The organism is Aeromicrobium sp. EU05-FHT14F07, assembly GCF_058790455.1.
In genome coordinates this window covers 25,842-46,714 of the sequence record NZ_JBYTCR010000006.1, presented here as the reverse complement: position 1 = coordinate 46,714, position 20,873 = coordinate 25,842, and the positions used below count along the sequence as shown (strand labels likewise).

Annotated in this window: 24 protein-coding genes; 20 read left to right on the top strand and 4 right to left on the bottom strand. The window is 73.7% G+C overall.

What is annotated here, in order from left to right:
• Positions 1-57 precede the first annotated feature (57 nt).
• The 7 genes from AC3WRM_RS07540 (at position 58) to AC3WRM_RS07510 (ending at position 8,918) form a co-directional block, all read left to right on the top strand.
• Entirely contained in the window at positions 58-3,936 is a 3,879-nt protein-coding gene (locus tag AC3WRM_RS07540) for a Pls/PosA family non-ribosomal peptide synthetase (protein WP_492247613.1), read from the top strand.
• Positions 3,909-5,234: a M1 family metallopeptidase gene (locus tag AC3WRM_RS07535; RefSeq protein ID WP_492247614.1), complete on the top strand. Its 1,326-nt coding sequence runs from the start codon at positions 3,909-3,911 to the stop codon at positions 5,232-5,234. Before AC3WRM_RS07540 ends, AC3WRM_RS07535 begins: the two co-directional genes overlap by 28 nt.
• Positions 5,231-5,809 (top strand): DNA-3-methyladenine glycosylase, encoded by a 579-nt coding sequence (locus tag AC3WRM_RS07530; protein ID WP_492247615.1) that lies wholly within the window; start codon positions 5,231-5,233, stop codon positions 5,807-5,809. The genes AC3WRM_RS07535 and AC3WRM_RS07530 overlap by 4 nt, the downstream gene beginning before the upstream one ends.
• A gap of 785 nt (positions 5,810-6,594) precedes the next feature.
• Entirely contained in the window at positions 6,595-7,032 is a 438-nt protein-coding gene (locus tag AC3WRM_RS07525; RefSeq protein WP_492247616.1) for a MarR family winged helix-turn-helix transcriptional regulator, read from the top strand.
• An 86-nt stretch (positions 7,033-7,118) separates the two neighbouring features.
• The gene (locus AC3WRM_RS07520; protein ID WP_492247617.1) at positions 7,119-7,910 is read left to right on the top strand and encodes an inositol monophosphatase family protein; all 792 of its coding nucleotides are present in this window, start codon (positions 7,119-7,121) and stop codon (positions 7,908-7,910) included.
• Complete coding sequence (locus AC3WRM_RS07515) at positions 7,907-8,506, top strand: LOG family protein (protein WP_492247618.1); 600 nt, start codon at positions 7,907-7,909, stop codon at positions 8,504-8,506. Before AC3WRM_RS07520 ends, AC3WRM_RS07515 begins: the two co-directional genes overlap by 4 nt.
• A gap of 7 nt (positions 8,507-8,513) precedes the next feature.
• A complete protein-coding gene (locus AC3WRM_RS07510) occupies positions 8,514-8,918 on the top strand; it encodes an NUDIX hydrolase (RefSeq protein ID WP_492247619.1) in 405 nt (134 codons plus the stop codon).
• A 7-nt stretch (positions 8,919-8,925) separates the two neighbouring features.
• Here the strand turns inward: AC3WRM_RS07510 and AC3WRM_RS07505 are convergent, their stop codons facing one another.
• Positions 8,926-9,294 carry an RNA-binding S4 domain-containing protein gene (locus tag AC3WRM_RS07505; RefSeq protein ID WP_492247620.1) on the bottom strand — a complete coding sequence of 123 codons (369 nt, stop codon included), beginning with the start codon at positions 9,292-9,294 and terminating at the stop codon, positions 8,926-8,928.
• Positions 9,295-9,377: 83 nt separating this feature from the next.
• Here AC3WRM_RS07505 and AC3WRM_RS07500 point away from each other — a divergent pair, with 83 nt between their 5' ends.
• Together AC3WRM_RS07500 and AC3WRM_RS07495 are read left to right on the top strand one after the other, a co-directional pair.
• Positions 9,378-9,596: an RNA-binding S4 domain-containing protein gene (locus AC3WRM_RS07500; protein WP_492247665.1), complete on the top strand. Its 219-nt coding sequence runs from the start codon at positions 9,378-9,380 to the stop codon at positions 9,594-9,596.
• A complete protein-coding gene (locus tag AC3WRM_RS07495; protein ID WP_492247621.1) occupies positions 9,593-10,405 on the top strand; it encodes a spermidine synthase in 813 nt (270 codons plus the stop codon). Before AC3WRM_RS07500 ends, AC3WRM_RS07495 begins: the two co-directional genes overlap by 4 nt.
• 3 nt (positions 10,406-10,408) lie before the next feature.
• Here the strand turns inward: AC3WRM_RS07495 and AC3WRM_RS07490 are convergent, their stop codons facing one another.
• Positions 10,409-10,828: a hypothetical protein gene (locus tag AC3WRM_RS07490; RefSeq protein ID WP_492247622.1), complete on the bottom strand. Its 420-nt coding sequence runs from the start codon at positions 10,826-10,828 to the stop codon at positions 10,409-10,411.
• A gap of 3 nt (positions 10,829-10,831) precedes the next feature.
• Entirely contained in the window at positions 10,832-12,043 is a 1,212-nt protein-coding gene (gene rocD, locus AC3WRM_RS07485; protein WP_492247623.1) for an ornithine--oxo-acid transaminase, read from the bottom strand.
• Positions 12,044-12,101: 58 nt separating this feature from the next.
• On the opposite strand from rocD, the gene AC3WRM_RS07480 reads away from it, so the two are divergent.
• From AC3WRM_RS07480 to AC3WRM_RS07465, 4 genes are read left to right on the top strand one after another with little or no spacing between them, the layout of a single operon-like run.
• Positions 12,102-12,608 carry a hypothetical protein gene (locus AC3WRM_RS07480; RefSeq protein ID WP_492247624.1) on the top strand — a complete coding sequence of 169 codons (507 nt, stop codon included), beginning with the start codon at positions 12,102-12,104 and terminating at the stop codon, positions 12,606-12,608.
• A gap of 37 nt (positions 12,609-12,645) precedes the next feature.
• A complete protein-coding gene (locus tag AC3WRM_RS07475) occupies positions 12,646-13,362 on the top strand; it encodes a YcnI family copper-binding membrane protein (RefSeq protein ID WP_492247625.1) in 717 nt (238 codons plus the stop codon).
• Positions 13,355-13,879 carry a copper resistance CopC family protein gene (locus AC3WRM_RS07470; protein ID WP_492247626.1) on the top strand — a complete coding sequence of 175 codons (525 nt, stop codon included), beginning with the start codon at positions 13,355-13,357 and terminating at the stop codon, positions 13,877-13,879. The genes AC3WRM_RS07475 and AC3WRM_RS07470 overlap by 8 nt, the downstream gene beginning before the upstream one ends.
• On the top strand, positions 13,876-15,834 hold the full coding sequence (locus tag AC3WRM_RS07465) for a bifunctional copper resistance protein CopD/cytochrome c oxidase assembly protein (RefSeq protein ID WP_492247627.1): 1,959 nt from the start codon (positions 13,876-13,878) through the stop codon (positions 15,832-15,834). The genes AC3WRM_RS07470 and AC3WRM_RS07465 overlap by 4 nt, the downstream gene beginning before the upstream one ends.
• A gap of 68 nt (positions 15,835-15,902) precedes the next feature.
• On the opposite strand, the gene AC3WRM_RS07460 is transcribed toward AC3WRM_RS07465, so the two are convergent.
• Positions 15,903-16,520, bottom strand: a complete 618-nt coding sequence (locus AC3WRM_RS07460; protein WP_492247628.1) for a superoxide dismutase — start codon at positions 16,518-16,520, stop codon at positions 15,903-15,905.
• A gap of 185 nt (positions 16,521-16,705) precedes the next feature.
• Between AC3WRM_RS07460 and clsA the strand changes: the two genes are divergently transcribed.
• The 7 genes from clsA (at position 16,706) to ftsR (ending at position 20,871) form a co-directional block, all read left to right on the top strand.
• Positions 16,706-17,281, top strand: coding sequence for a cardiolipin synthase ClsA (gene clsA, locus AC3WRM_RS07455; RefSeq protein WP_492247629.1), 576 nt, complete (start codon positions 16,706-16,708; stop codon positions 17,279-17,281).
• An 8-nt stretch (positions 17,282-17,289) separates the two neighbouring features.
• Positions 17,290-18,108 (top strand): DUF881 domain-containing protein, encoded by an 819-nt coding sequence (locus AC3WRM_RS07450; RefSeq protein WP_492247630.1) that lies wholly within the window; start codon positions 17,290-17,292, stop codon positions 18,106-18,108.
• The gene (locus AC3WRM_RS07445; RefSeq protein ID WP_067857287.1) at positions 18,105-18,437 is read left to right on the top strand and encodes a small basic family protein; all 333 of its coding nucleotides are present in this window, start codon (positions 18,105-18,107) and stop codon (positions 18,435-18,437) included. Before AC3WRM_RS07450 ends, AC3WRM_RS07445 begins: the two co-directional genes overlap by 4 nt.
• Entirely contained in the window at positions 18,430-19,152 is a 723-nt protein-coding gene (locus AC3WRM_RS07440) for a DUF881 domain-containing protein (RefSeq protein WP_492247631.1), read from the top strand. Before AC3WRM_RS07445 ends, AC3WRM_RS07440 begins: the two co-directional genes overlap by 8 nt.
• A gap of 53 nt (positions 19,153-19,205) precedes the next feature.
• The gene (gcvH, locus tag AC3WRM_RS07435) at positions 19,206-19,583 is read left to right on the top strand and encodes a glycine cleavage system protein GcvH (RefSeq protein ID WP_492247632.1); all 378 of its coding nucleotides are present in this window, start codon (positions 19,206-19,208) and stop codon (positions 19,581-19,583) included.
• A gap of 140 nt (positions 19,584-19,723) precedes the next feature.
• Complete coding sequence (locus AC3WRM_RS07430) at positions 19,724-20,158, top strand: FHA domain-containing protein (protein WP_067857294.1); 435 nt, start codon at positions 19,724-19,726, stop codon at positions 20,156-20,158.
• Positions 20,155-20,871, top strand: coding sequence for a transcriptional regulator FtsR (ftsR, locus tag AC3WRM_RS07425; RefSeq protein WP_492247633.1), 717 nt, complete (start codon positions 20,155-20,157; stop codon positions 20,869-20,871). The genes AC3WRM_RS07430 and ftsR overlap by 4 nt, the downstream gene beginning before the upstream one ends.
• Positions 20,872-20,873 lie beyond the last annotated feature (2 nt).

Below are 20,873 nucleotides of genomic sequence, written 5' to 3'. Positions count from 1 at the left end.
GCCGCGCGAGGGGGCCGTGTTCACGGCTCGTTCACGCGGCCTTGGCATCATGCGCACGTGCTCGAGAGCGTCGACGTCCCTGCCACGTTCCTGCGCTCCGACCGTGCCGCCCCCGCGCGCACCCTCGTCGACGTGCTCGAGGCCACCGCCCAGAGCCACGGCGAGGAGCCCGCGCTCGCCTGCGGCGACGTCGTCCTGACCTACGACACGCTGCTCGAGACCGCCTCGGCGCTGGCCGACGAGCTCGGTGCCGTCGGCGTCGGCCGAGGGGCACGCGTCGGGGTGCGGGTCTCCTCGGGCAGCACCGACCTGCACGTCGCGATCCTCGGGGTGCTGCTGGCGGGCGCCGCCTACGTGCCCATCGACGTCGACGATCCCGAGGAGCGCGCGGCAACCGTGCTGCGCGAGGCGCAGGCCGACGCCGTTGTGACCGACGGGCTCGTGGTGCGGCGCCTGCGCGACGACGTGCGTGGGTCGGGGACCGTCGAGCCGCCCGCGCTCGACGACGACGCCTGGATCATCTTCACCTCCGGCTCGACCGGCACCCCGAAGGGCGTGGCCGTCACCCACCGCTCGGCCGCGGCGTTCGTCGACGCCGAGGCGGTGCTCTTCTGCCAGGACGCACCGCTCGGTCCCGGCGACCGCGTGATGGCCGGGCTCAGCGTGGCCTTCGACGCGTCCTGCGAGGAGATGTGGCTGGCCTGGCGGCACGGCGCCTGCCTCGTGCCCGCCCCGCGGTCCCTCGTGCGCAGCGGGGCGGACCTCGCCCCGTGGCTCGTCGCGAACGATGTCACCGTCGTCTCCACGGTCCCGACGCTCGTGTCGCTGTGGCCCGCGCAGGCGCTCGACGCGGTGCGGCTGCTCATCCTCGGCGGGGAGGCCTGCCCGCCGGAGATCGGCGAGCGGTTCGCGACTGCCGACCGCGAGGTGTGGAACACGTACGGGCCGACCGAGGCCACGGTGGTCGCCTGCGGGGCGCAGCTGCAGCCCGGCGAGCCGGTCCGCATCGGGCTGCCGCTCGAGGGCTGGGACCTCGCGGTGGTCGACGACGACGAGCGTCCCGTCCGCGTGGGGGAGACCGGCCAGCTGGTCATCGGCGGCGTCGGGCTCGCGCGGTACCTGGACGCCGAGAAGGACGCCGCGACCTACGCGCCGATGCCGTCGCTCGGCTGGGACCGCGCCTACCGCAGCGGTGACCGCGTCGTGCTCGACGAGGCGGGTCTGCTGTTCGCCGGTCGCGCCGACGACCAGGTCAAGATCGGCGGTCGACGGATCGAGCTCGGCGAGGTGGACAACGCGCTGCTCGCCCTGCCCGGCGTCGAGGCGGCCGCCGCGGCCGTGCGGCGGTCGGACGCGGGCAACAGCGTCCTGGTCGGCTACGTCGTGACCGACGGGACCCTCGACCCGAGGAGCGCCCGCGCGACCCTGCGCGAGCGGCTGCCCGCTGCGGCCGTGCCGCGGATCGCGGTCGTCGACACCATCCCGGTCCGTACGTCCGGCAAGGTCGACCGGGACGCCCTGCCCTGGCCCCTCGAGACCGGCACGGAGACGTCGCTGGACGGCACCGCCGCGCTCGTCGCCGAAGCGTGGGGCCGCATCCTCGGGTCCGCCGTGGGCGGTCCGGGCGACGACTTCTTCGAGGCGGGCGGGTCGAGCCTGACCGCGGCGCAGCTCGTCGCCCGACTGCGCGAGACGCACCCCGAGGTGACGGTGGCCGACGTCTACGAGGCACCCACCGTCGGTGGGCTCGCGGCCCGTCTCGACACCCTGACCACCCCCGCCGTGGTCGACGTGCGGGAGGTGCGGCCCGTGCCGCGCAGGTCCGCGGCGGTCCAGCTGCTCCTGCTCCTGCCGCTGCGCGCCGTCGGCGGTCTCGTGTGGGTCGCCTGGACCCTCCTCGCGGTCCAGGCGCTGGGGGTCGTCACGGGATGGTCGTGGCTGCCGGAACCGGGGTGGCCGGCGGCCGCGGTGGCAGCGCTGCTGCTCCTCCCGCCCGTCCGGGCTGCCGCGGCGGCGGGAGCCGTGCGGCTCCTGCTGCGCCGCCTCACGCCGGGCACCTACCCCCGTGGGGGATCGACCCACCTGCGGCTGTGGACGGCCGAGCGCGTGGTCGAGGAGCTGCGCGTGGGCACCCTCGCGAGCGTGGGCGTGCTGAGCGTGTTCGCCCGGATGCTGGGCGCCAAGGTGGGCCCGGGCGTCGACCTGCACGCGCTGCCGTCGCTCACCGGCATGCTGACCCTCGGACGAGGGGCCACGGTCGAGCCCGAGGCCGACCTGTCGGGCTGGTGGATCGACGGCGACCGCCTGGTCGTCGGTCCGGTGCGGGTCCGTGCCGAGGCCCGGGTCGGCGTCCGCAGCACGCTCGGTCCCGGCGTCGTGGTCGGTCGTCGTGCCGAGGTCGGCGCGGGCTCGACGGTCCTGGCCGACGTCGCCGACGACAGCTTCGCCGCCGGCGCCCCCGCTGCCCGGGTCGGCGAGGCGCGCGGACCCGCGGAGCTCGAGCCGGCGCCGCGTCGTCGTGGCTGGCCCACGGTCTACGCGTTGACGGGGGTGGCCCTGTCAGCCCTGCCGGCGGTCGCCGTGGGGCTCGCGACCGCCGGGGCGGTCGGCGTCGCCGTCGCGGCCGGGGCCGACCCGGGGTCGCCCGCCGACCTCGCGGTCCTCCTGGTCGTGCTCCTGCCCGTCGTCGTCCTGGCGTCGCTGCTGCTCCTCGCCGGTCTGGTGTGGGCGGTGGTTCGCGGGGCGTCGACGGGGGTCGCCGCAGGAGTGCACCCCGTGCACGGCCGTGCCGCGTGGTCGGCGTGGACGGTGCTGCGCGTCCTCGACAGCGCGCGCGAGTGGTTGTTCCCGCTCTACTCCAGCAGCCTCACCCCGGCCTGGCTGCGCGCCCTCGGCGCCGACGTCGGGGCCGACGTGGAGGCGTCCACCGTGCTCATGCTGCCGAGCCTGACGTCGGTGGGCGACGGCGCCTTCCTCGCCGACGACACCATGCTCGGCATGTACGAGCTGGGCGGCGGGTGGCTCCGCGTCGAGCGCGTGAAGGTCGGCCGTCGGGCGTTCGTCGGCAACTCCGGCATGGCGGCTCCTGGCCGCAAGGTGCCCGCCCGCGGCCTCGTCGCCGTGCTGTCCGCCGCGCCTCGGCGCACGAAGGCGACGAAGGGGTCGTCGTGGCTGGGAAGCCCGCCCACCCGGCTGCGCCGCGCCGCCGGCGAGGTCGACGAGGCGCGCACCTACGAACCGGGCCGACGGCTGAGGGTCGCGCGTGCCGCCCTCGAGGCCTGCCGCGTGCTCGCGGTGGGCGCCGCCGCCCTCCTCGTCCTCGGGGTCGCCGGCGGCATCGTCGTCGTCGCGGACCGCGCCGGCTGGTGGGTCTCTGCGCTCATGACCGGACCGCTCCTCCTGGCTGCCGGCGTCGTCGCAGCGCTCGTCGCCACCGCGGCGAAGTGGCTGCTCGTGGGCCGGGTCGGCGCCGAGGAGCACCCGCTCTGGAGCAGCTTCGTGTGGCGCAACGAGCTCGCCGACACCTTCGTCGAGGTGGTCGCCGCACCCTGGTTCTGCCGGTGGGCGCTGGGCACGCCGCTGCTGCCGCTGTGGCTGCGCAGCCTGGGTGCACGCGTCGGACGGGGCGTCTGGTGCGAGACCTACTGGTGGCCCGAGCCCGACCTCGTGACGGTGGGCGACGGCGCGACCGTCAACCGGGGGTGCGTGGTGCAGACCCACCTCTTCCATGATCGGATACTCAGCATGGACGAGGTCAGGCTGGAGGCGGGGGCGACGCTCGGCCCGCACGGTGTCGTGCTGCCGGCGGCGCGCATCGGCCGTCACGCCCGGGTCGGGCCCGGGTCGCTCGTGATGCGCGGGGAGCACGTGCCCGACGGCACCAGCTGGGTCGGAAACCCCATCGGCCCGTGGACCGACGCGACGGCGCCCGCGTGAGCCGCGCCGCATCCGTCGACGAGCGCTACGTCCCGCACCACGGGGATCCCTCGTACACCGTCACCCGCTACGACCTCGTCGTCGACTACGTCCCCGAGTCGAACCGGCTCACCGGCACCGCGACCCTCGGCGTGCGCGCGCTCGAGCCGCTGCGGAAGGTCCGCCTGGACCTCAACGACCTGCGCGTGCAGAAGCTCCTCGTCGACGGTGCCCGCGCGAAGTACCGGCAGCAGCGGGCGTCGGTGAGCGTCGAGCTCGGTCGCGAGCTGGCCGAGGGCGAGGAGACCGAGATCATGGTCGCCTACGGCGGCCGCCCGCACCCCATGCGCGGCCTCGACGGCGACGCCGGGTGGGAGGAGCTCGAGGAGGGCGCCATCGTCGCCTCCCAGCCGCACGGCGCCCCGTCGTGGTTCCCGTGCAACGACCTGCCGTCCGCGAAGGCGCCGTTCCGGCTCGAGCTGTCGGTGCCCCAGGCGTTCAGCGTCATCGGCAACGGCGTGCCCGGCGAGCGGCGACGCACCGCAGGACGCGTCGTGCAGGTCTTCGACCAGCCGGAGCCGATGGCCACCTACCTCGCCACCGTGCACGTCGGTGACTTCGTCGAGGAGCAGCAGGCGTCGTCACCCGTGCCGGTCGGCTTCGTCGCCCCCGGCGGGCTGCGCGAGCAGGCCCGCGACGCGCTGGCCGACCAGCCCGCGATGGTGGCCTTCTTCGACGGGGTCTTCGGGCCCTACCCGTTCAGCCGCTACCTGGCCGTCGTCACGCCGGACGACCTGGAGATCCCGCTCGAGGCGCAGGGGCTCTCGATCTTCGGCCCGAACCTGCTCCACGACGGCTGGGAGGCCCAGCGGCTCGTGGCGCACGAGCTGGCCCACCAGTGGTTCGGCAACAGCGTGACGCTGCGGCACTGGAACGACATCTGGCTGCACGAGGGCTTCGCCTGCTACGCCGAGTGGCTGTGGTCGGAGGAGTCCGGACGCGAGAGCGCCGACGAACGAGCGCGCCACCACCACGCGAAGCTGCAGGCGAAGGACCAGGACCTGCTGCTGGCCGACCCCGGACCCGACCTGATGTTCGACGACCGGGTCTACAAGCGCGGCGCCCTCACGCTGCACGCGCTGCGCCTCCGGATCGGCGACGACGCCTTCTTCACGGTGCTGCGCACCTGGACGGACCGCTTCCGCCACGCCAACGCCGACACGGCCGACCTGGAGCGCGTCGTCGCAGACGTCGCGGGGGAGCAGACCGACCTCTTCGACCAGTGGGTGAGGGCGACCGCGGTCCCGGACCTGCCGTGACGTCGGACGACGACGTCGCCGCGCGCGCGGTGGCGCTGCTCGGCCGCGAGCTGCGCGGGCACGGCGTGACCGTGCGGATCACCGAGGTCGAGGCGTACGGCGGGGTGCTCGACCCGGCGTCGCACGCGTACACGCGGACACCGCGCTCGGAGATCATGTACGGCCCTCCCTGGCGGCTGTACGTCTACCGCTCCTACGGCATCCACTGGTGCGCCAACGTCGTGACCGGACCGACCGAGCAGGCGGCGGCCGTCCTGGTGCGGGCGGGACGGGTCGTGGACGGCCTCGCCCTCGCCCGCGAGCGACGCGGCGACGTCGCCGACCCGCGGCTCGCCCGTGGTCCGGGCAACCTCGCGCAGGCGCTCGGCATCACCGTGACCGACCTCGGCACCGACCTCCTCGACCCCACCGGCGTCCATCTCGGCCCGGAACGGACCGAGCAGCTCGACGTCGCCAGCGGACCGAGGGTCGGCGTCGCGCAGGCCGCCGACGTGCCGTGGCGGTTCTGGATCGCAGGAGACCCCACCGTGTCGGCCTACCGCCGCTCTCCCCGCGCGCCGCGTTCGGCGCGGTAGGAGTCTTGTCGGTGCGCTGCCGGCGGGGGTCTCGTTCAGCTGGTGCGCTGCCTGCGGGGGTCTGGCCTTGGTGGTGCGCTGCCTCGGCTGGCGCTGGGTGTGGTCTCCGAAAGGGCCTCGACCGGGCGGTTGGGCGGGAGCCGGCTTCGGGTCTCGGGCTGTGGCTCGCGCTGTGGGACGCAAGAATCTGCGTTCGTGTGCGGGAGGGTCAAGGATGCTGCGTTTGCTACGGGATCCCGTCGTGAACGCAGAAGCGTTCGGTCTGGTTCGCGTGAATGCAGAATCTTGGGTGCCCTTTGGGTTGGGGGGACGAACGATTCTTCCTTCGCGTGGACCGTTCCACGCGAAGGAAGAATCCTTCCGCCGCTCAGCCCGCCATCGGTGGATCTGCAACCGCAGAAGCGCTCCTGCGGTTGCAGATCCACCGATAGGACGCGCCAACGCAGAACCGTGGCCCCAGAACGCAGAAAAGAAGAATCGTGCGTCACCCACGGGCCCAGGCCAGACCCGAGACCCGAAGCCACCCCGGACCCGCTGCCGGTCGAGGCCCTTTCGGAGGCCAGGCCCAGCGTGAGCCGAGGCAGCGCACCAGCAACCACAGACCCCCTGCGGCAGCGCACCAGCAACCACAGACCCCTGCGCCAGCTCACCGGCAAGGTCACGACGACCGCCGCCAGCGCACCAGCATCCACCAACCCCCGCGGCCCACGCACCAGCAGGTCGAGACCTCCGCACGACCACGCGAACCCGTCCCGAATCCATCGTGCACGATGTAGCATCGGAGGATGAGCACTCCCACGGTGTCCGACCTGCTCTGCTTCGACCTGTACTCGACGTCGCGACAGATGACGGCGGCCTACCGACCGCTGCTGGACGAGCACGACCTGACCTACCCGCAGTACCTGGTGCTGCTGGCGTTGTGGGAGCAGGACGGGCAGAGCGTGAAGGAGCTCGCGGCGCGGCTGCGGCTCGACTACGGCACGCTGTCGCCGCTCGTGAAGAGGCTCGAGGCGCACGGTCGGGTCACCCGGGCCCGCAACCCGCAGGACGAGCGCTCCACCCTGGTCACCCTGACGCCTGCCGGCGCCGCGCTGCGACCCCTCGCCGACCGGCTCTACGAGCACGCAGCCGACGTGCTCGAGATGGAGGAGTCCGACCTCGCCACCCTGCGACGCCTCATCGGCACGGTCCGCGACCGGCTCGCCGCCGCGCCCGTCGACTGACCCCACCCGCGTTCGACCCACGCTCGCCGACCCACACTGGGCGACCCACACAGCGCGCTCCGCGGCCGGCACGGCAGGATGGACGCGTGAGCGACCTCGCCGCCGACCCGTCCGTCCTGTCCGACGCCGACCTGGCGGTCCGCCTGGTCACCGAGGCCGTCGCGCTGGCCGCGCGCATGCGCGAGGGCAGCGACCTCGACGTCCGCAGCAAGACGTCGGTCTCCGACGTCGTCACCGCGGCCGATCACGCCGCCGAGGCGCTCGTCGTCGACACCCTGCGACGTCTGCGTCCCGAGGACGGACTGCTCGGGGAGGAGGGGACCGACGAGCCCGGCACCTCGGGCCGCCGCTGGGTGATCGACCCGGTCGACGGCACCTACAACTTCGCCAGCGGATCCGACTACTGGTGCTCCGCCCTGGCGCTGCTCGACGGCGAGACGCTCGTGCTGGGCGCGGTGGCCCACGCCCGCGACGGCGTGCTCGTCGGCGGACCCGACCTGCCGACGACGTGGAACGGGACGCTCGTGGAGCGGATCCGCGACGTGGACGTGACCACCGTCGGTGCCGCCACCTACCTGCACCCCGGCAACGTGTCGGACGCCCACGTCCGCGAGCCGTTCCTGCGGGCCGCCGCGCTGCCCGCGACGCTGCGCATGCACGGCTCGGGCTCGATGGACCTGGTCGGCGTCGTCACCGGGCGGCTCGGGGCCTGGTTCCAGCACAGCACCCCGGCCTGGGACTGGCTGCCCGGCGCCGCGCTCGTCCGCGGCGCGGGAGGCGCGGCCGAGCAGGTCGAGGTCGCCGGGCTGCGCTGGTCGCTCGCCGGGGCCGCGCAGGCCGTCGAGGCCCTGCGCACGGCGCTCGAGGAGGGCGCGTGACCTCCGCGCTGGGCGCCGTCGCGGTGTTCTGCGGGTCCAGCCACGGCAGCAGCGCGGCGTACGCCGAGGCGGCGGACCACGTCGGACGCACGCTCGCCGAGCGGGGCACGACGGTCGTGTACGGCGGCGGCCGCGTCGGGCTGATGGGGACCGTCGCGGACGCCGCGCTCGCGGCCGGCGGCACCGTCGTGGGCGTGATCCCCCGGTCGCTGCACGACCGCGAGCTCGCGCACACCGGCTGCACGGAGCTGCACGTGGTCGACACGATGCACGAGCGCAAGGCCATGATGGCCGACCTGGCCGACGCGTTCCTCGCCCTGCCGGGCGGCGCCGGCACCCTCGAGGAGGTCGCGGAGCAGTGGACGTGGGCGCAGCTCACGATCCACGCGAAGCGGTCGGGCTTCCTCGACGTCGAGGGGTTCTGGTCGCCGATGCGGGCCATGCTCGACCGCATGGTCGCCGACGGGTTCGTGCGCGAGGAGCAGCAGCACATCGTCACCATCGACGCCGACCTCGACGCGCTGCTCGACGTGCTCGCCTCGGCGCCGACGTGGACCGACAAGTGGGGCGGCACCCTGCCGTCGCCCACCCCGTGAGCCGGCCGTGAGCGAGCGCCCGGTGATCGAGGTCGTCGCGGCGCTGGTCACGCGCGCGGACGGCCGGACCCTGCTCGTGCGCAAGCGCGGCACCGCACTCTTCATGAATCCCGGCGGCAAGCCCGAGGCGGGGGAGTCCCACGTCGAGGCGCTGACCCGCGAGCTCGACGAGGAGCTCGGCCTGGTCGTCGACCCGGCCCGCCTCGAGCCGCTCGGCACCATCCGGACCGTCGCCGCGAACGAGCCGGGCCACGACCTCGTCGCGCACTGCTTCCGCCTCCCCGTCGACGACCCCGCCCACGAGGTGGCCGCGGAGATCGAGGAGGCGCGCTGGGTCGACCCGCACGCCCCCGACGTCGCCCTGGCTCCGCTCGCGGCGGAGCACCTGCTCCCGCTGCTCACCAGCCGCTGACGACCGCTCAACGACCGCGGAAGCGGTCCATCTCGCGACGCTCGCGCTTGGTCGGCCGGCCCGCTCCGCGGTCGCGACGGGGCATGGCGAGACGCTCCTCGCGCGGCGGGGGCGGTGGCGTGTGGTCGGTGAAGCACTCGGCCGCCACGGACGCGCCCACGCGCTTGGTCAGCACGCGACGCACCTCGACGACCCGTGGGCCCCCGGGGGTGGTCGCCTCCACCCGGTCACCGACGTGCACCGGCTGCGACGGCTTGGCCCGACGGCCGTTCACGTGCACCTGACCGCCCTTGCAGGCGGCGCTCGCCGCGGAGCGTGACGCGAACAGGCGCACGGACCAGACCCACACGTCGGCGCGCACGCTGCTCGGTTCCACCCGTCCACCCTAGGCGCGCCCCGCCTAGGCTGGTCGTCATGACGGGACCGGACCAGGTGGAGACCATCGCCATCACGAGCGACATGATCCGGCTGGGTCAGCTGCTCAAGTTCGCCGACGTCGCCGAGTCGGGCGCCCAGGCCGGTGCCCTCGTCGCGTCCGGCGACGTGCAGGTCGACGGCGAGGTCGAGACGCGTCGCGGACGTCAGCTCGGCGACGGTGCCGTCGTCACCGTGTCCCTCCCGGGCGGTGCGCGGGTGCTACGCGTCGTGACCGGCGACGACGTCGACGTGCCCTGGTGAGCCGCGTCGTCGAGGTGGTCGCCGACCGGGACCGCCCGCACGCGGCCACCGTCCGCGTCGACGGCACCGAGCAGTCGTACGTCGACCTCGACGACCCGACCCACCTCGAGTTCGACTACGTGCGACGCATGGCCGACGTGATCGACACCGCCTGGCCGCAGGGCCTGCAGGTACGCACGCTGCACGTGGGCGGTGCGGGCATGACGCTGGCGCGCTACGTGGCCGCCACGCGCCCGCGCTCCCGCCAGCTCGTCCTCGAGCCCGACGCGGAGCTGACGGCGCTCGTGCGGGCCGAGCTGCCCCTGCCCGAGCGGAGCGGGATCCGCGTCCGCGCCGAGGACGGCCGTGCCGGCGTCGCGAGCCTGCGCGACGCCGCCTACGACCTCGTAGTCGTCGACGCGTTCGCCGGGGCCCGCGTGCCGTCGGACCTCGTGACCCGCGAGTGGTACGCGGACGTCGCGCGCGTGGCCGGACCGCAGGGCCTGGTCCTGCTGAACCTGGCCGACCGGGCGCCGTTCCCGTTCGTGCGCGACGCGCTGCGGGCCGTCGAGACCGCCCTGCCACATGTCGTGGTCAGCGCCGAGCCGGCCACGCTCAAGGGTCGACGCCACGGCAACGTGCTCGTCGTCGCGTCCCGCGCGCCGGTCGACCCGGGGCCGCTCGCCCGGCGCGCCGCCGGCTCGATGTTCCCCTACCGCGTGCTCGACGCCGCCCAGGTGCGCGACCGCCTGGCCGGGGGGACGGCGTTCACCGACGCGCGGACCGAGGCGTCGCCCGCCCCGCCCGGTGGAGCGACCTTCTTCGGCTGAGGCTCAGACGAGCCGGTCGCGCCACCCGGCCGGGTCGGGCACCTGGAAGGCGGCCGCGTCGGCCAGACCGTCCAGCGACCACGTGACCACCAGCAGGTCCGCACCCGTCGAGCGCCCCAGGAAGGTCCGCGAGAGCGTCGCCGAGGTGATCGCCTCGCGCGGCACCTCCACGTCGCGCCCGGCCACCAGCGGGACGAACGCGAGGTGCTCCCGCCCGAGCAGCAGCGAGCCGACGCCCCGCACCTGGGTCTGCCGGTCGGAGGCCACCGCGAACAGACCCGCCTGCTCGACCACCTCGGGCACGTAGCCGGCCACGCGCCGTCGGTGGCCGCGTCGCAGCAGCACGACCCGCACGACACCGACGGCGACGAGCAGCAGCACGAGCCCGGCGACGAGCGCCAGGACCGTGAGCAGCGTGCCCACCGCTCAGACCTTCAGCGCACGCTCGAGCGCGTCGACCGCGTGGTCGATCTCGTCCCGCGTGATGACGAGCGGCGGCGCGATGCGCAGGGTCCGCTCGTGCGTCTCCTTGCACAGGACGCCCTCGTCGCGCAGGGCCATGGAGACCTCGCGTCCGGTGCGTCCGAGCGGGTCGAGGTCCACACCGGCCCACAGGCCGCGGCCGCGCACCGCGGCGACGCCCTGCCCGACGAGGGCCTCGAGCCGGTCGTGCAGGTGCCGGCCGAGGTCGGCGGACCGCTCCTGGAACTCGCCCGTGGACAGCAGACCGACGACGGCCCGGCCCACGGCGCAGGCCACCGGGTAGCCACCGAACGTGGAGCCGTGGGACCCCGGGCGGAGCACGCCGAGGACGTCGGCGCGGCCCACGACCGCCGAGACCGGGATGATGCCGCCGCCGAGCGCCTTGCCCAGGGTGTACAGGTCGGCCCGCACGCCCTCGTGGTCGAGCGCGAAGAGCCGGCCGGTGCGGGCGAGGCCGGACTGGATCTCGTCGGCGACCAGGAGCACGTCGTTCGCGGTGCACGCGTCGCGGACGTCGGACCAGAACCCGGCCGGTGGCACGACCACGCCGGCCTCGCCCTGGACCGGCTCCATGAGGACGGCCGCCGTGTTCGGGCCGATGGCGTCGCGCACGGCCTGCGCGTCGCCGTACGGGACGGTGACGAACCCCGGGGTGAAGGGTCCGTAGTTGTCGTGCGCGACCGGGTCGTCGGAGAAGGAGACGATCGTCGTCGTGCGGCCGTGGAAGTTGTGCGTGGCCACGATGATCTCGGCCGCGTCGAACGCGACCCCCTTGACCTCGTAGGCCCACTTGCGTGCCACCTTGATGGCGGACTCGACGGCCTCGGCCCCGGTGTTCATCGTCAGCACCATCTCGGTGCCGGTGAGCTCGGCCAGCTCGGCGCAGAACGCCCCGAACTGGTCGTTGTGGAAGGCGCGCGAGGTCAGGGTGAGCCGGTCGATCTGCTCGTGCGCGGCACGGACCAGGTCGGGGTGGCGGTGCCCGAAGTTGAGGGCGGAGTAGCCGGAGAGGAAGTCGAGGTAGCGGCGACCGTCGACGTCGGTCACCCACGCGCCCTCGGCCTCGGCGATGACGACCGGGAGCGGGTGGTAGTTGTGGGCACCCCACTGCTCGTCGAGCGCGATGATGCCGGCGGTCTGCTGCATGTCGGACATGGTTCCCACCGTAACGGCCGCCGCCAGGTCCGTGGTCCTTCCCGACTACCCTCGTGGGGTGACGACGCACAGCAGGACGGCGGCACGCGGGCTCGGCCCGCGGCTGGTGCGCCCTGCGCTCGTGGGCGTCGTGGTGGCCGCGTGCGCGACCTCCGCCCACGTCCTGGCCGGCGGAGACGTCCCGGTCGCGGCCGTCGCCGCCGTGGCGGCCGGTGCTGCTGCGGTGACCCGACTGGTCGGCGCCCGGCGGCTGACGTCCTCCCAGCTGCTCGGCCTGCTGGTGCTCGGCCAGGTCGCGGTGCACCTGCTCGCCACGCCGTCGGGGTCCCACGACACGAGGATGCTCGGAGCGCACGGCCTCGCGACGCTCGTGAGCCTGCTCGCGCTGCGTCACGCCGAGGACCTGTGGTGGCGCGCCGCCGACACCGTGCTCGGGCTCCTGCGCGTCCCGGGCGTCGTGGCACGGGTCAGGCCCGGCACGTGCGTCCTGCGGGCCGTGCTGGTGGGCGACGGGAGGGACGCGGGCCGACGACCCGCGGGCCGGGCTCCGCCGCTGACGGCCTGAGCCCGTCCACCAGTCCCTCGCACCCGAAGGTCCCGTCATGCCCACCATCCGTCCGACCCGTCTCGCCGCCGTCGCGGCACTCACCCTCGCCACCGTGGCCGTCGCCGGCCCCGCCGTCGCCCACGTCGGTGTCTCCTCGCCCGACGCCGCGCGCGACGGCTACGGCAAGATCGTCTTCCGCGTGCCCACCGAGTCCGACACGGCCGACACCACCAAGCTCGTCGTGACGCTGCCCGCCGACGCCCCGTTCCTGCACCTCACGGCCCAGACCAAGCCCGGCTGGACCATCACGACGCGCGAGGGCCGCCTGCCCGAGCCGGTCGAGGTCGACGGCACCGAGATCACGCGGGCCGTCCGCACCGTCACGTGGTCCGCGGACGGCGACGGCATCCCCCCGGGCGAGTTCGACGAGTTCGCGCTGTCGGGCGGTCCGTTCCCCGACGCCGACAGCATCCGGTTCGAGGCCGAGCAGACCTACTCCGACGGCGAGGTCGTCGACTGGGACCAGGTCCAGCAGGGCGACACCGAGCCCGACAAGCCCGCCCCCACGCTCAGCCTGCTGCCCGCCGGCGAGGGCGGCCACGCGCACGGCGGCTCCGCTGCGGGCCACGGCGAGGGCTCCCAGGACGCGGGGTCGCACGAGACGGACGGGTCCGGCACCGACGTCCTGGGCCGGGTCCTCGGCGGAGCGGCCCTCGTGGTCGCGCTCGCCGCACTGCTGGCCGTCCTGCGACAGGATCGACGCCGTGCGTAGAGCCCTGGCCGTCCTGCTGCTCCTGCCCGTCGTCCTGGCGCCGGCCCTGGCCGCCGGCCCGGCGTCGGCGCACGCCGCCCTGGTGGGCACCGACCCCGGGGACGAGGCGGTCGTCGAGAAGGTGCCGGGCACGGTCACCCTGGAGTTCAACGAACCGGTCACGCGCTCGGAGCTCGTGCTCACCGCACCCGACGGGAGCCGTGTGCCGCTCGCCGTGAGCGCCCGCGACCGCGAGGTCACGGGAAGGCTGCGCGACGGGACGGCCGACGGGCAGCGGGGCACCTACACGATCGCCTACCGCGTCGTCTCCGCCGACGGCCACCCGATCGCGGGGGAGTCGACCTTCCGCACGACCGTCGGGCGCACCGTCGCGCAGGCTCCCCGTGAGGACGACGCCTCGGAGTCCTTCCTCCACCGCCACGCAGAGCACCTGTGGTGGGCCGTCGGCGGTGGCCTCGTGGCCGTCGCCCTGATCGTCTGGCCGCTCCTGCGCCGCCGGACCGAGGAGCACGCGTGAGCGTCCTGCGCACCACCGTCGCCAGCTTCCTGGTCGCGTCCGCGGCCTGCGTGGCTGCGCTCAGCCTGGGCGGGGGAGCACCCCAGCAGGTCCCCGAGGGCCTGCCGGACCCCGGTCCGTTCGTGGGTTGGTCGCTGCCGCTCGCGTCGGTCGTCTCCGACGGTCTGCTCCTGGTGCTCGTCGGACTCCTCCTCGCGGTCGTCGCCCTGCTGCCGACGTCGGCCGACGACGTGCAGGGCCTGTCGGTCGACGCGGTCCGCGGTGCCGCCCGCGTCGCCGCCGCATGGTCGCTGCTCAGCATCGTGCTCTACGTCCTCACGGTCGCCGACGTGTTCGCTCGCCCCCTCGGCTCCCTGACGTTCCCGCTGCTCTCGGAGCTCGCCACGACCGCGACGGGCGGCGTCGTGCTGCTCCAGGTCGTCGTCGGCGCGCTGGCCTGGGCGGTGCTGCGCTGGACGATCGCCGTCCGACGCCTCGCGGTCGTGCTCGGGGTCGTCCTCGCCTCGCTCGTCCCGGTCGCCTTCTCCGGCCACTCGGCGTCGTCGGGGTCGCACGACCTCGCCGCGCTGAGCCTGCTGCTGCACCTCGTGGGCGTCTGCCTGTGGGTCGGCGGGCTCGTCGCCCTCACCTGGGTCGCCTGGCGCGGCAGCAAGCGGCTCGCCCCGGCGCTGCGCCGCTACTCGGTGCTCGCGCTCTGGGCGTTCGTGGTCGTCGGGGTCTCCGGCGTGGTGAACGCCGCCGTGCGGCTGCGCAGCGTCAGCGACGTCGTCGCCACCGGGTACGGACAGCTCGTCCTGGCCAAGGTCGTCGCGCTCGTCGCGCTCGGCTGGTTCGGCTGGGTCCAGCGCCGGCGGCTCGCCGACCGCGACGCCGGGTTCCTGCTGGTGGCGACGTCGGAGGTGCTGCTCATGGCCGCGACGGTCGGCCTGGCAGTCGCGCTGTCGCGCACGCCCACGCCGGTCGGGGACATCCTCACCACGCCCGCACAGGAGCTGCTCGGCGGGCCCGTCCCGCCCGCGCCCGACGTGCTGCGCATGGCCCTCGGCTTCACCCCCAACGGGCTGGGGCTCACGATCGTCGTGCTCGGGGCCGCCCTCTACGTGCGCGGGCTCCTGGTGCTGCGTCGTCGCGGTGACGCCTGGCCCGTCGGCCGCACCGTGGCCTGGTTCGTCGGCCTCCTCGTGGTGGCCTGGTCGACGATCGGCGGCCTCGGCGTCTACTCGCACGTGCTGTTCAGCGCGCACATGGTCTCGCACATGCTGCTGTCGATGGTCGCGCCGATCTTCCTCGTGCTCGGCGCGCCCGTGACGCTCGCGCTGCGCACCCTGCCCGGGCCGCGCCAGCCGGGTGACGTCTCGCCGCGGACCCTGCTGACGTCGTTCCTCGCGTCCCGCTTCCTGCACGTGCTGACCCACCCGGTGGTGCCGCCGGTGCTCTTCGTCGGCAGCCTCTACGCGCTGTACTTCACACCGCTGTTCGGGTTCCTGATGCGCGAGCACTGGGGGCACACCGCGATGGAGCTGCACTTCCTGCTCGTGGGGTCACTGTTCTACTACGTCATCATCGGCGTCGACCCGTCACCGCGACGTCTCCCGCCGCTGGCCCGGTTCGGGATCATGCTCGTCACGCTGCCGTTCCACGCGTTCTTCTCGATCGCCATCATGTCCTCCGCACGTGTCCTGGCGGAGCCGTACTGGACCACGATCGACCGGCCGTACCGGACCGACCTGCTCGCCGACCAGTACCTCGGGGGCAGCATCTCCTGGGCGCTGGGCGAGGTGCCCCTCGTGCTCGTCATGATCGCGCTGCTCTTCCAGTGGTTCCGCTCCGACCAGCGCGAGGCGCGACGGATCGACCGCGCCGCGGACCGCGACGGCGACGCCGCCCTCGCCGCCTACAACGCCCGGCTCAAGGACCTCGCCGAGCACGGCAAGCGGCGCGACCCCGACGCCTGACGCAGCACGCACGAGGGCCCCGCACCATGGTCGGTGCGGGGCCCTCGTGCGTGGCGGGCCGCCGGGTCTCAGAAGAGGACCTGGCCGCCGCTCGTGGCCGCGGTGAACCGCTCCTGGGCGTCGGCCCAGTTGGCGATGTTCCAGAACGCCTTCACGTAGTCACCCTTGACGTTGAGGTAGTCGAGGTAGAAGGCGTGCTCCCACATGTCGAGCTGGGAGATCGGGATCAGGGTCGCCGGGATGTTGGCCTGCTGGTCGTACAGCTGGACGATGACCAGCTTCTGACCCAGCGTGTCCCAGGCGGTGATCGCCCATCCGGAGCCCTGGATGCCGAGGGCCGTCGCCTCGAACTGCGCACGGTAGGCGTCGAAGGAGCCGAAGTTGTCCTCGATCGCCGCGGCCAGCTCTCCGGTCGGCTTGTCGCCACCCTCGGGAGAGAGGTTCTTCCAGAAGATGGAGTGGTTGATGTGGCCGCCGAGGTTGAACGCGAGGTTCTTCTCCAGCAGGTTGATCGTGTCGTACGAGCCGTTGGCGCGGGACTCCTCGAGCTTCTCGAGGGCCGTGTTCAGGCCGTTGACGTAGTTCTGGTGGTGCTTGCTGTGGTGCAGCTCCATGATCTTGCCGGAGATGTGCGGATCCAGCGCACCGTAGTCGTAGGGCAGCTCGGGCAGGGTGTAGTCGGCCACGCGTCCTCCTAGGTCGGGGCACACACGGTGCCCACGGATGTCGTTGCGGATCGTGCTCCCTCAGTCTGTCAGTCGCTCACCCGCACGCAAGACCGGCCCGCGATGCGGACGGCCCGGGCAGTCACCCGGCCCGTCGACGATGCCCTAGGCTGAGCGCGCGATGAAGGAGCTGCGAGAGGGTCGACGTGGGTGAGGACAGGCTCGTCACGATCCCCAACCTGCTCAGCGTGGTCCGGATCGTGCTGCTGCCGGTGTTCCTGTGGCTCGTCCTCGGTCCGGAGCAGGACGTCCTTGCGCTGCTCGTGCTCGTCGTCTCCGGCGTCACCGACTACCTCGACGGCAAGCTCGCCCGCCGGCTGAACCAGACGTCGAAGATCGGCGCCATCCTCGATCCCGTCGCCGACCGGTTGTACATCCTCGCCGTGGTCGTCGGGCTCGCGCTGCGCGACATCATCCCCTGGTGGCTGGCCGTGCTGCTGCCGCTGCGCGACGTGTTCCTGTTCAGCCTCGTGCCGTTCCTGCGCACCCGCGGGTACAGCTCCCTCCCGGTGCACTTCCTCGGCAAGGCCGCCACGGCCGGTCTGCTCTACGCCTTCCCGCTGCTGCTCCTCGGCGACGGCTCGGGCACGGTGGCCGACCTCGCCGAGGTCTTCGGCTGGGCCTTCGCCATCTGGGGCGTCGGCCTCTACTGGTGGGGCGGGGTGCTCTACGCCTTCCAGGTGCGACGCCTGCTCGCCACGACCGAGCCCCTCGCTCGCTGAGGTCGGCCGTGGCTGTCGTCCGTCCTGCGGAGAGCCTGCTGGAGCAGGTCGCGGAGAACGCGCTCGACGACGACTACTACGTCGTGCGGGCGGGGGAGCGGTACGGGCAGCGCCCGGTGGCCACGCCGGCCGTCGGCGTGGTGGTCGCGGTGCTCGCGGCCATGCTCACCGTGACCGCGGTCCAGACCCAGACCGAGCGCCCGGGGTCGGAGCTGGAGCGCCGCACGCTCGTGGCGGACGTCGCCGACCGGCGTGACGTCCTGGCGGCGCGCCAGGAGGCCGTCGGCGCGCTGCGCCAGCAGGTGGCGTCGCTGCGCGGCGGCACGGCCGCGGAGACCTCGACCGACGTCGCCACCGACACCGTGCTGGCCGGGGCACGAGCCCTGCGGGGGAGCGCGTTGGTGGTGACGATGGCGGGCAGCCCCGACGGTGCGCGGGCGGGCCGGGTCACCGCGCAGGACGTCGTCGCCGTGGTGAACGGTCTCTGGTACGCCGGTGCCGAGGCCGTGTCGGTCGGCGGGCAGCGGCTCGCCGAGACGTCCGCGATCTCCTCGCTCGACGGCGCGATCACCGTGAACTTCCGCCGCATCGAGGTGCCGGTGCGGATCGTGGCCCTCGGCGACGGCGCGGTGCTGCGCTCGCGTCTGCAGTCCAACCTCGCGGGACGCTACCTCCAGGAGCGTGCCGAGGACGCCGGCCTCTCGGTCGGCATGGCACCATCGGACGACGAGGTGGTGCCGTCGGCGCCCGAGCAACGGACCACGCTGCGCCGCGCGGAGCCTCTCCCGGCACCGGCGGACGGTCCACGAGGAGAGGGCAGACCGTGATCCCGGTGATCGGACTCGTCGTCGGCGTCGGCCTCGGGCTCTTCCTGCAGCCCGACGTGCCGCTCTGGCTGCAGCCGTACCTCCCGATCGCGATCGTCGCCGCGCTCGACGCCGTCGTCGGTGCGCTGCGGGCGCTCGGCGAGCGTCGCTTCGACGACCGGGTGTTCGTCGTCTCGTTCATCTCCAACGTCACCATCGCCGGGTTCATGGTCTTCCTCGGCGACCAGCTCGGCGTCGGCTCCCAGCTGTCGACCGGCGTCGTCGTCGTGCTGGGCATCCGCATCTTCGCCAACGCCGCCGCCATCCGCCGCAGGATCTTCCATGCCTGACGCCGAGCGGCCGCACCGGGCGGCGCCGTCCCGGCGCGCCGGGTCCCAGGTGCTGGTCGCGCTCCTCGTCGGCGGACTCGCCTTCGCCGTGACCGTGCAGGTGCGTCAGGACGACGCGACCGACTACGGGTCGCTGCGCGGCGTGGAGCTGGTCGAGCTGCTCAAGTCCGTCGACGTCGCCAACGAGCGGCTCGCCGGGCAGATCGACGAGCTCACCGCGACGCGGGACCGGCTGCGTGCCTCCCGCGGCGACGCGGCGGAGGCCGAGGACGTCGCCCGCCAGCGTGCCGAGGAGCTGGCCGTGCTCGCCGGCTCGGTCGGCGCGACGGGGCCGGGCGTGCGGCTCACCGTCTCCGACCCGGACGGGCTCGTCGACGCGGGTCTGGTCCTAGACGTCCTGCAGGAGCTGCGCGAGGCGGGCGCGGAGGCGATCGTCGTGAACGACACCGCGCGGGTCGTCGCGCAGACGTACGTCCTGGACGACGAGCAGGGTCTGCGCATCGGCGGCCGCCAGGTCAGCAGCCCGTACGTGTTCGACGTCATCGGCGACCCCAGCACGCTCGAGGAGTCCATCACCTTCCGCGGCGGCGTGCGCGACCTGCTCCAGGCCCGCGGCGCCCAGGCCGCAGTGGACCGGCGCTCGACGATCACCATCACGGCCCTGGCTGACGTGCGCACCCCCGAGTACGCTCGTCCCGACGTCGGCACGCCCTGAGCGACCGGCCGACCCCATCACCATCACCACCACCCACCGAGCAGGAGCGCCGCGTGATCCCAGAGGACCTGTACTACAGCGAAGAGCACGAGTGGGTGCGCATGGAGGGCGACGTCCTCGTCGTCGGCATCACCGACTTCGCGCAGGACCAGCTCGGCGACATCGTCTACGTCGACCTGCCCGACGTCGGCGACGAGGTGCAGGCCGGGTCGGTCGTGGGTGAGCTGGAGTCGACCAAGTCGGTGAGCGACGTCTTCTGCCCGGTCAGCGGCGAGGTCGTGGCCCGCAACGAGAGCCTCGACGGGGCCTCCGAGGTCATCAACTCCGACCCGTACGGCGAGGGCTGGCTGTTCAAGGTGCGAGCCTCCGAGGACGACGCCACCGCCGCGCTGCTCGGACCCGAGCAGTACACGGCTCTCGTCTCGTCCTGACGTCGGGCCGGACCCCCCGGCTGGACCTGGTGCGGGTGCTAGGTTGGTCACGTCGACCCTCGACCCCGGGGTGAGACCCTGCAGCACCCGTTCCAGCCGCCTCCACAGACCGCCTCTACAGCACAGCCAGGAGTGATCCGATGACCTCGCCCGGTCCCGAGCACGGCAACGTCCCGGACGAGACCACGCACATCCCGCTGATCGACGCCGACACCGAGGAGATGACCTCGGCCGACGTGGACGCGGTGGAGAACCTGCCCGCGGGCAGCGCGATGCTCCTCGTGCAGCGCGGTCCGGGTGCGGGGGCGCGGTTCCTGCTGGACACCGACACGGTGTCGGTCGGCCGGCACCCCGACAGCGACATCTTCCTCGACGACATCAGCGTCTCGCGCCGCCACGCGGTGTTCAGCCGCTCCGGCCGGGGCTACGTGGTCAGCGACCTGGGCAGCCTCAACGGCACCTACGTCAACCGTGACCGCATCGACGGCGACATCGCGCTGGGTGGCGGCGACGAGGTCCAGATCGGCAAGTACCGGCTCATCTACTTCGCGGGCGCCCAGCGGGGCCAGGCGTGACCCAGCCGCTGCCGGAGACGGCTCGGCTCGGGATCGGCAAGGTCCTCGCGGAGCTCCGTGAGGAGTTCCCGTCGCTGACCATCAGCAAGATCCGCTACCTCGAGCGGGAGGGTCTGCTCGAGCCGGAGCGCACGCCGTCGGGCTACCGCAAGTTCTCCTTCGACGACGTCGAGCGGCTGCGGTTCGTCCTGCGCCAGCAGAAGCGCTACTGGCCGCTCAGCGCGATCCGACAGGCGCTCGACGAGATGGACCGCGGCCTCGTCCCGCAGACCGACCTCGACGGCAACGTCCGGGTGCCGGAGGTCTCCAGCGACGCCGACGGCCTGCCGACGCCGGGTGCCTTCCTGGAGGGGCGCAGCCGGATGCGGCTGAGCCGCGAGGAGGTGCTGGAGAGCACCGGCGCGAGCGAGAAGCTGCTCGCCCAGGTGGAGGAGCACGGCCTGCTCGAGCGTCGACCGGGCCAGCACGCGTACGACGGCGACGACCTCGTCGTGGTCGACGCAGTCGTCCGGCTGTCCGCGCTCGGCGTGGAGCCGCGTCACCTGCGCACGGTGCGCACGGCCGCGGAGCGTGAGTCCGACCTCCTCGGCCGCGCGGTGCCCGAGCGCCGTCGCCGCGAGGACAAGGCGGCCGCGGCGGAGCAGCTGGGGGAGCTGGCCGCCCTCCTCATGCGTCTGCACACGGTGCTCCTGCGGCACCGGCTCCGGGACTGACC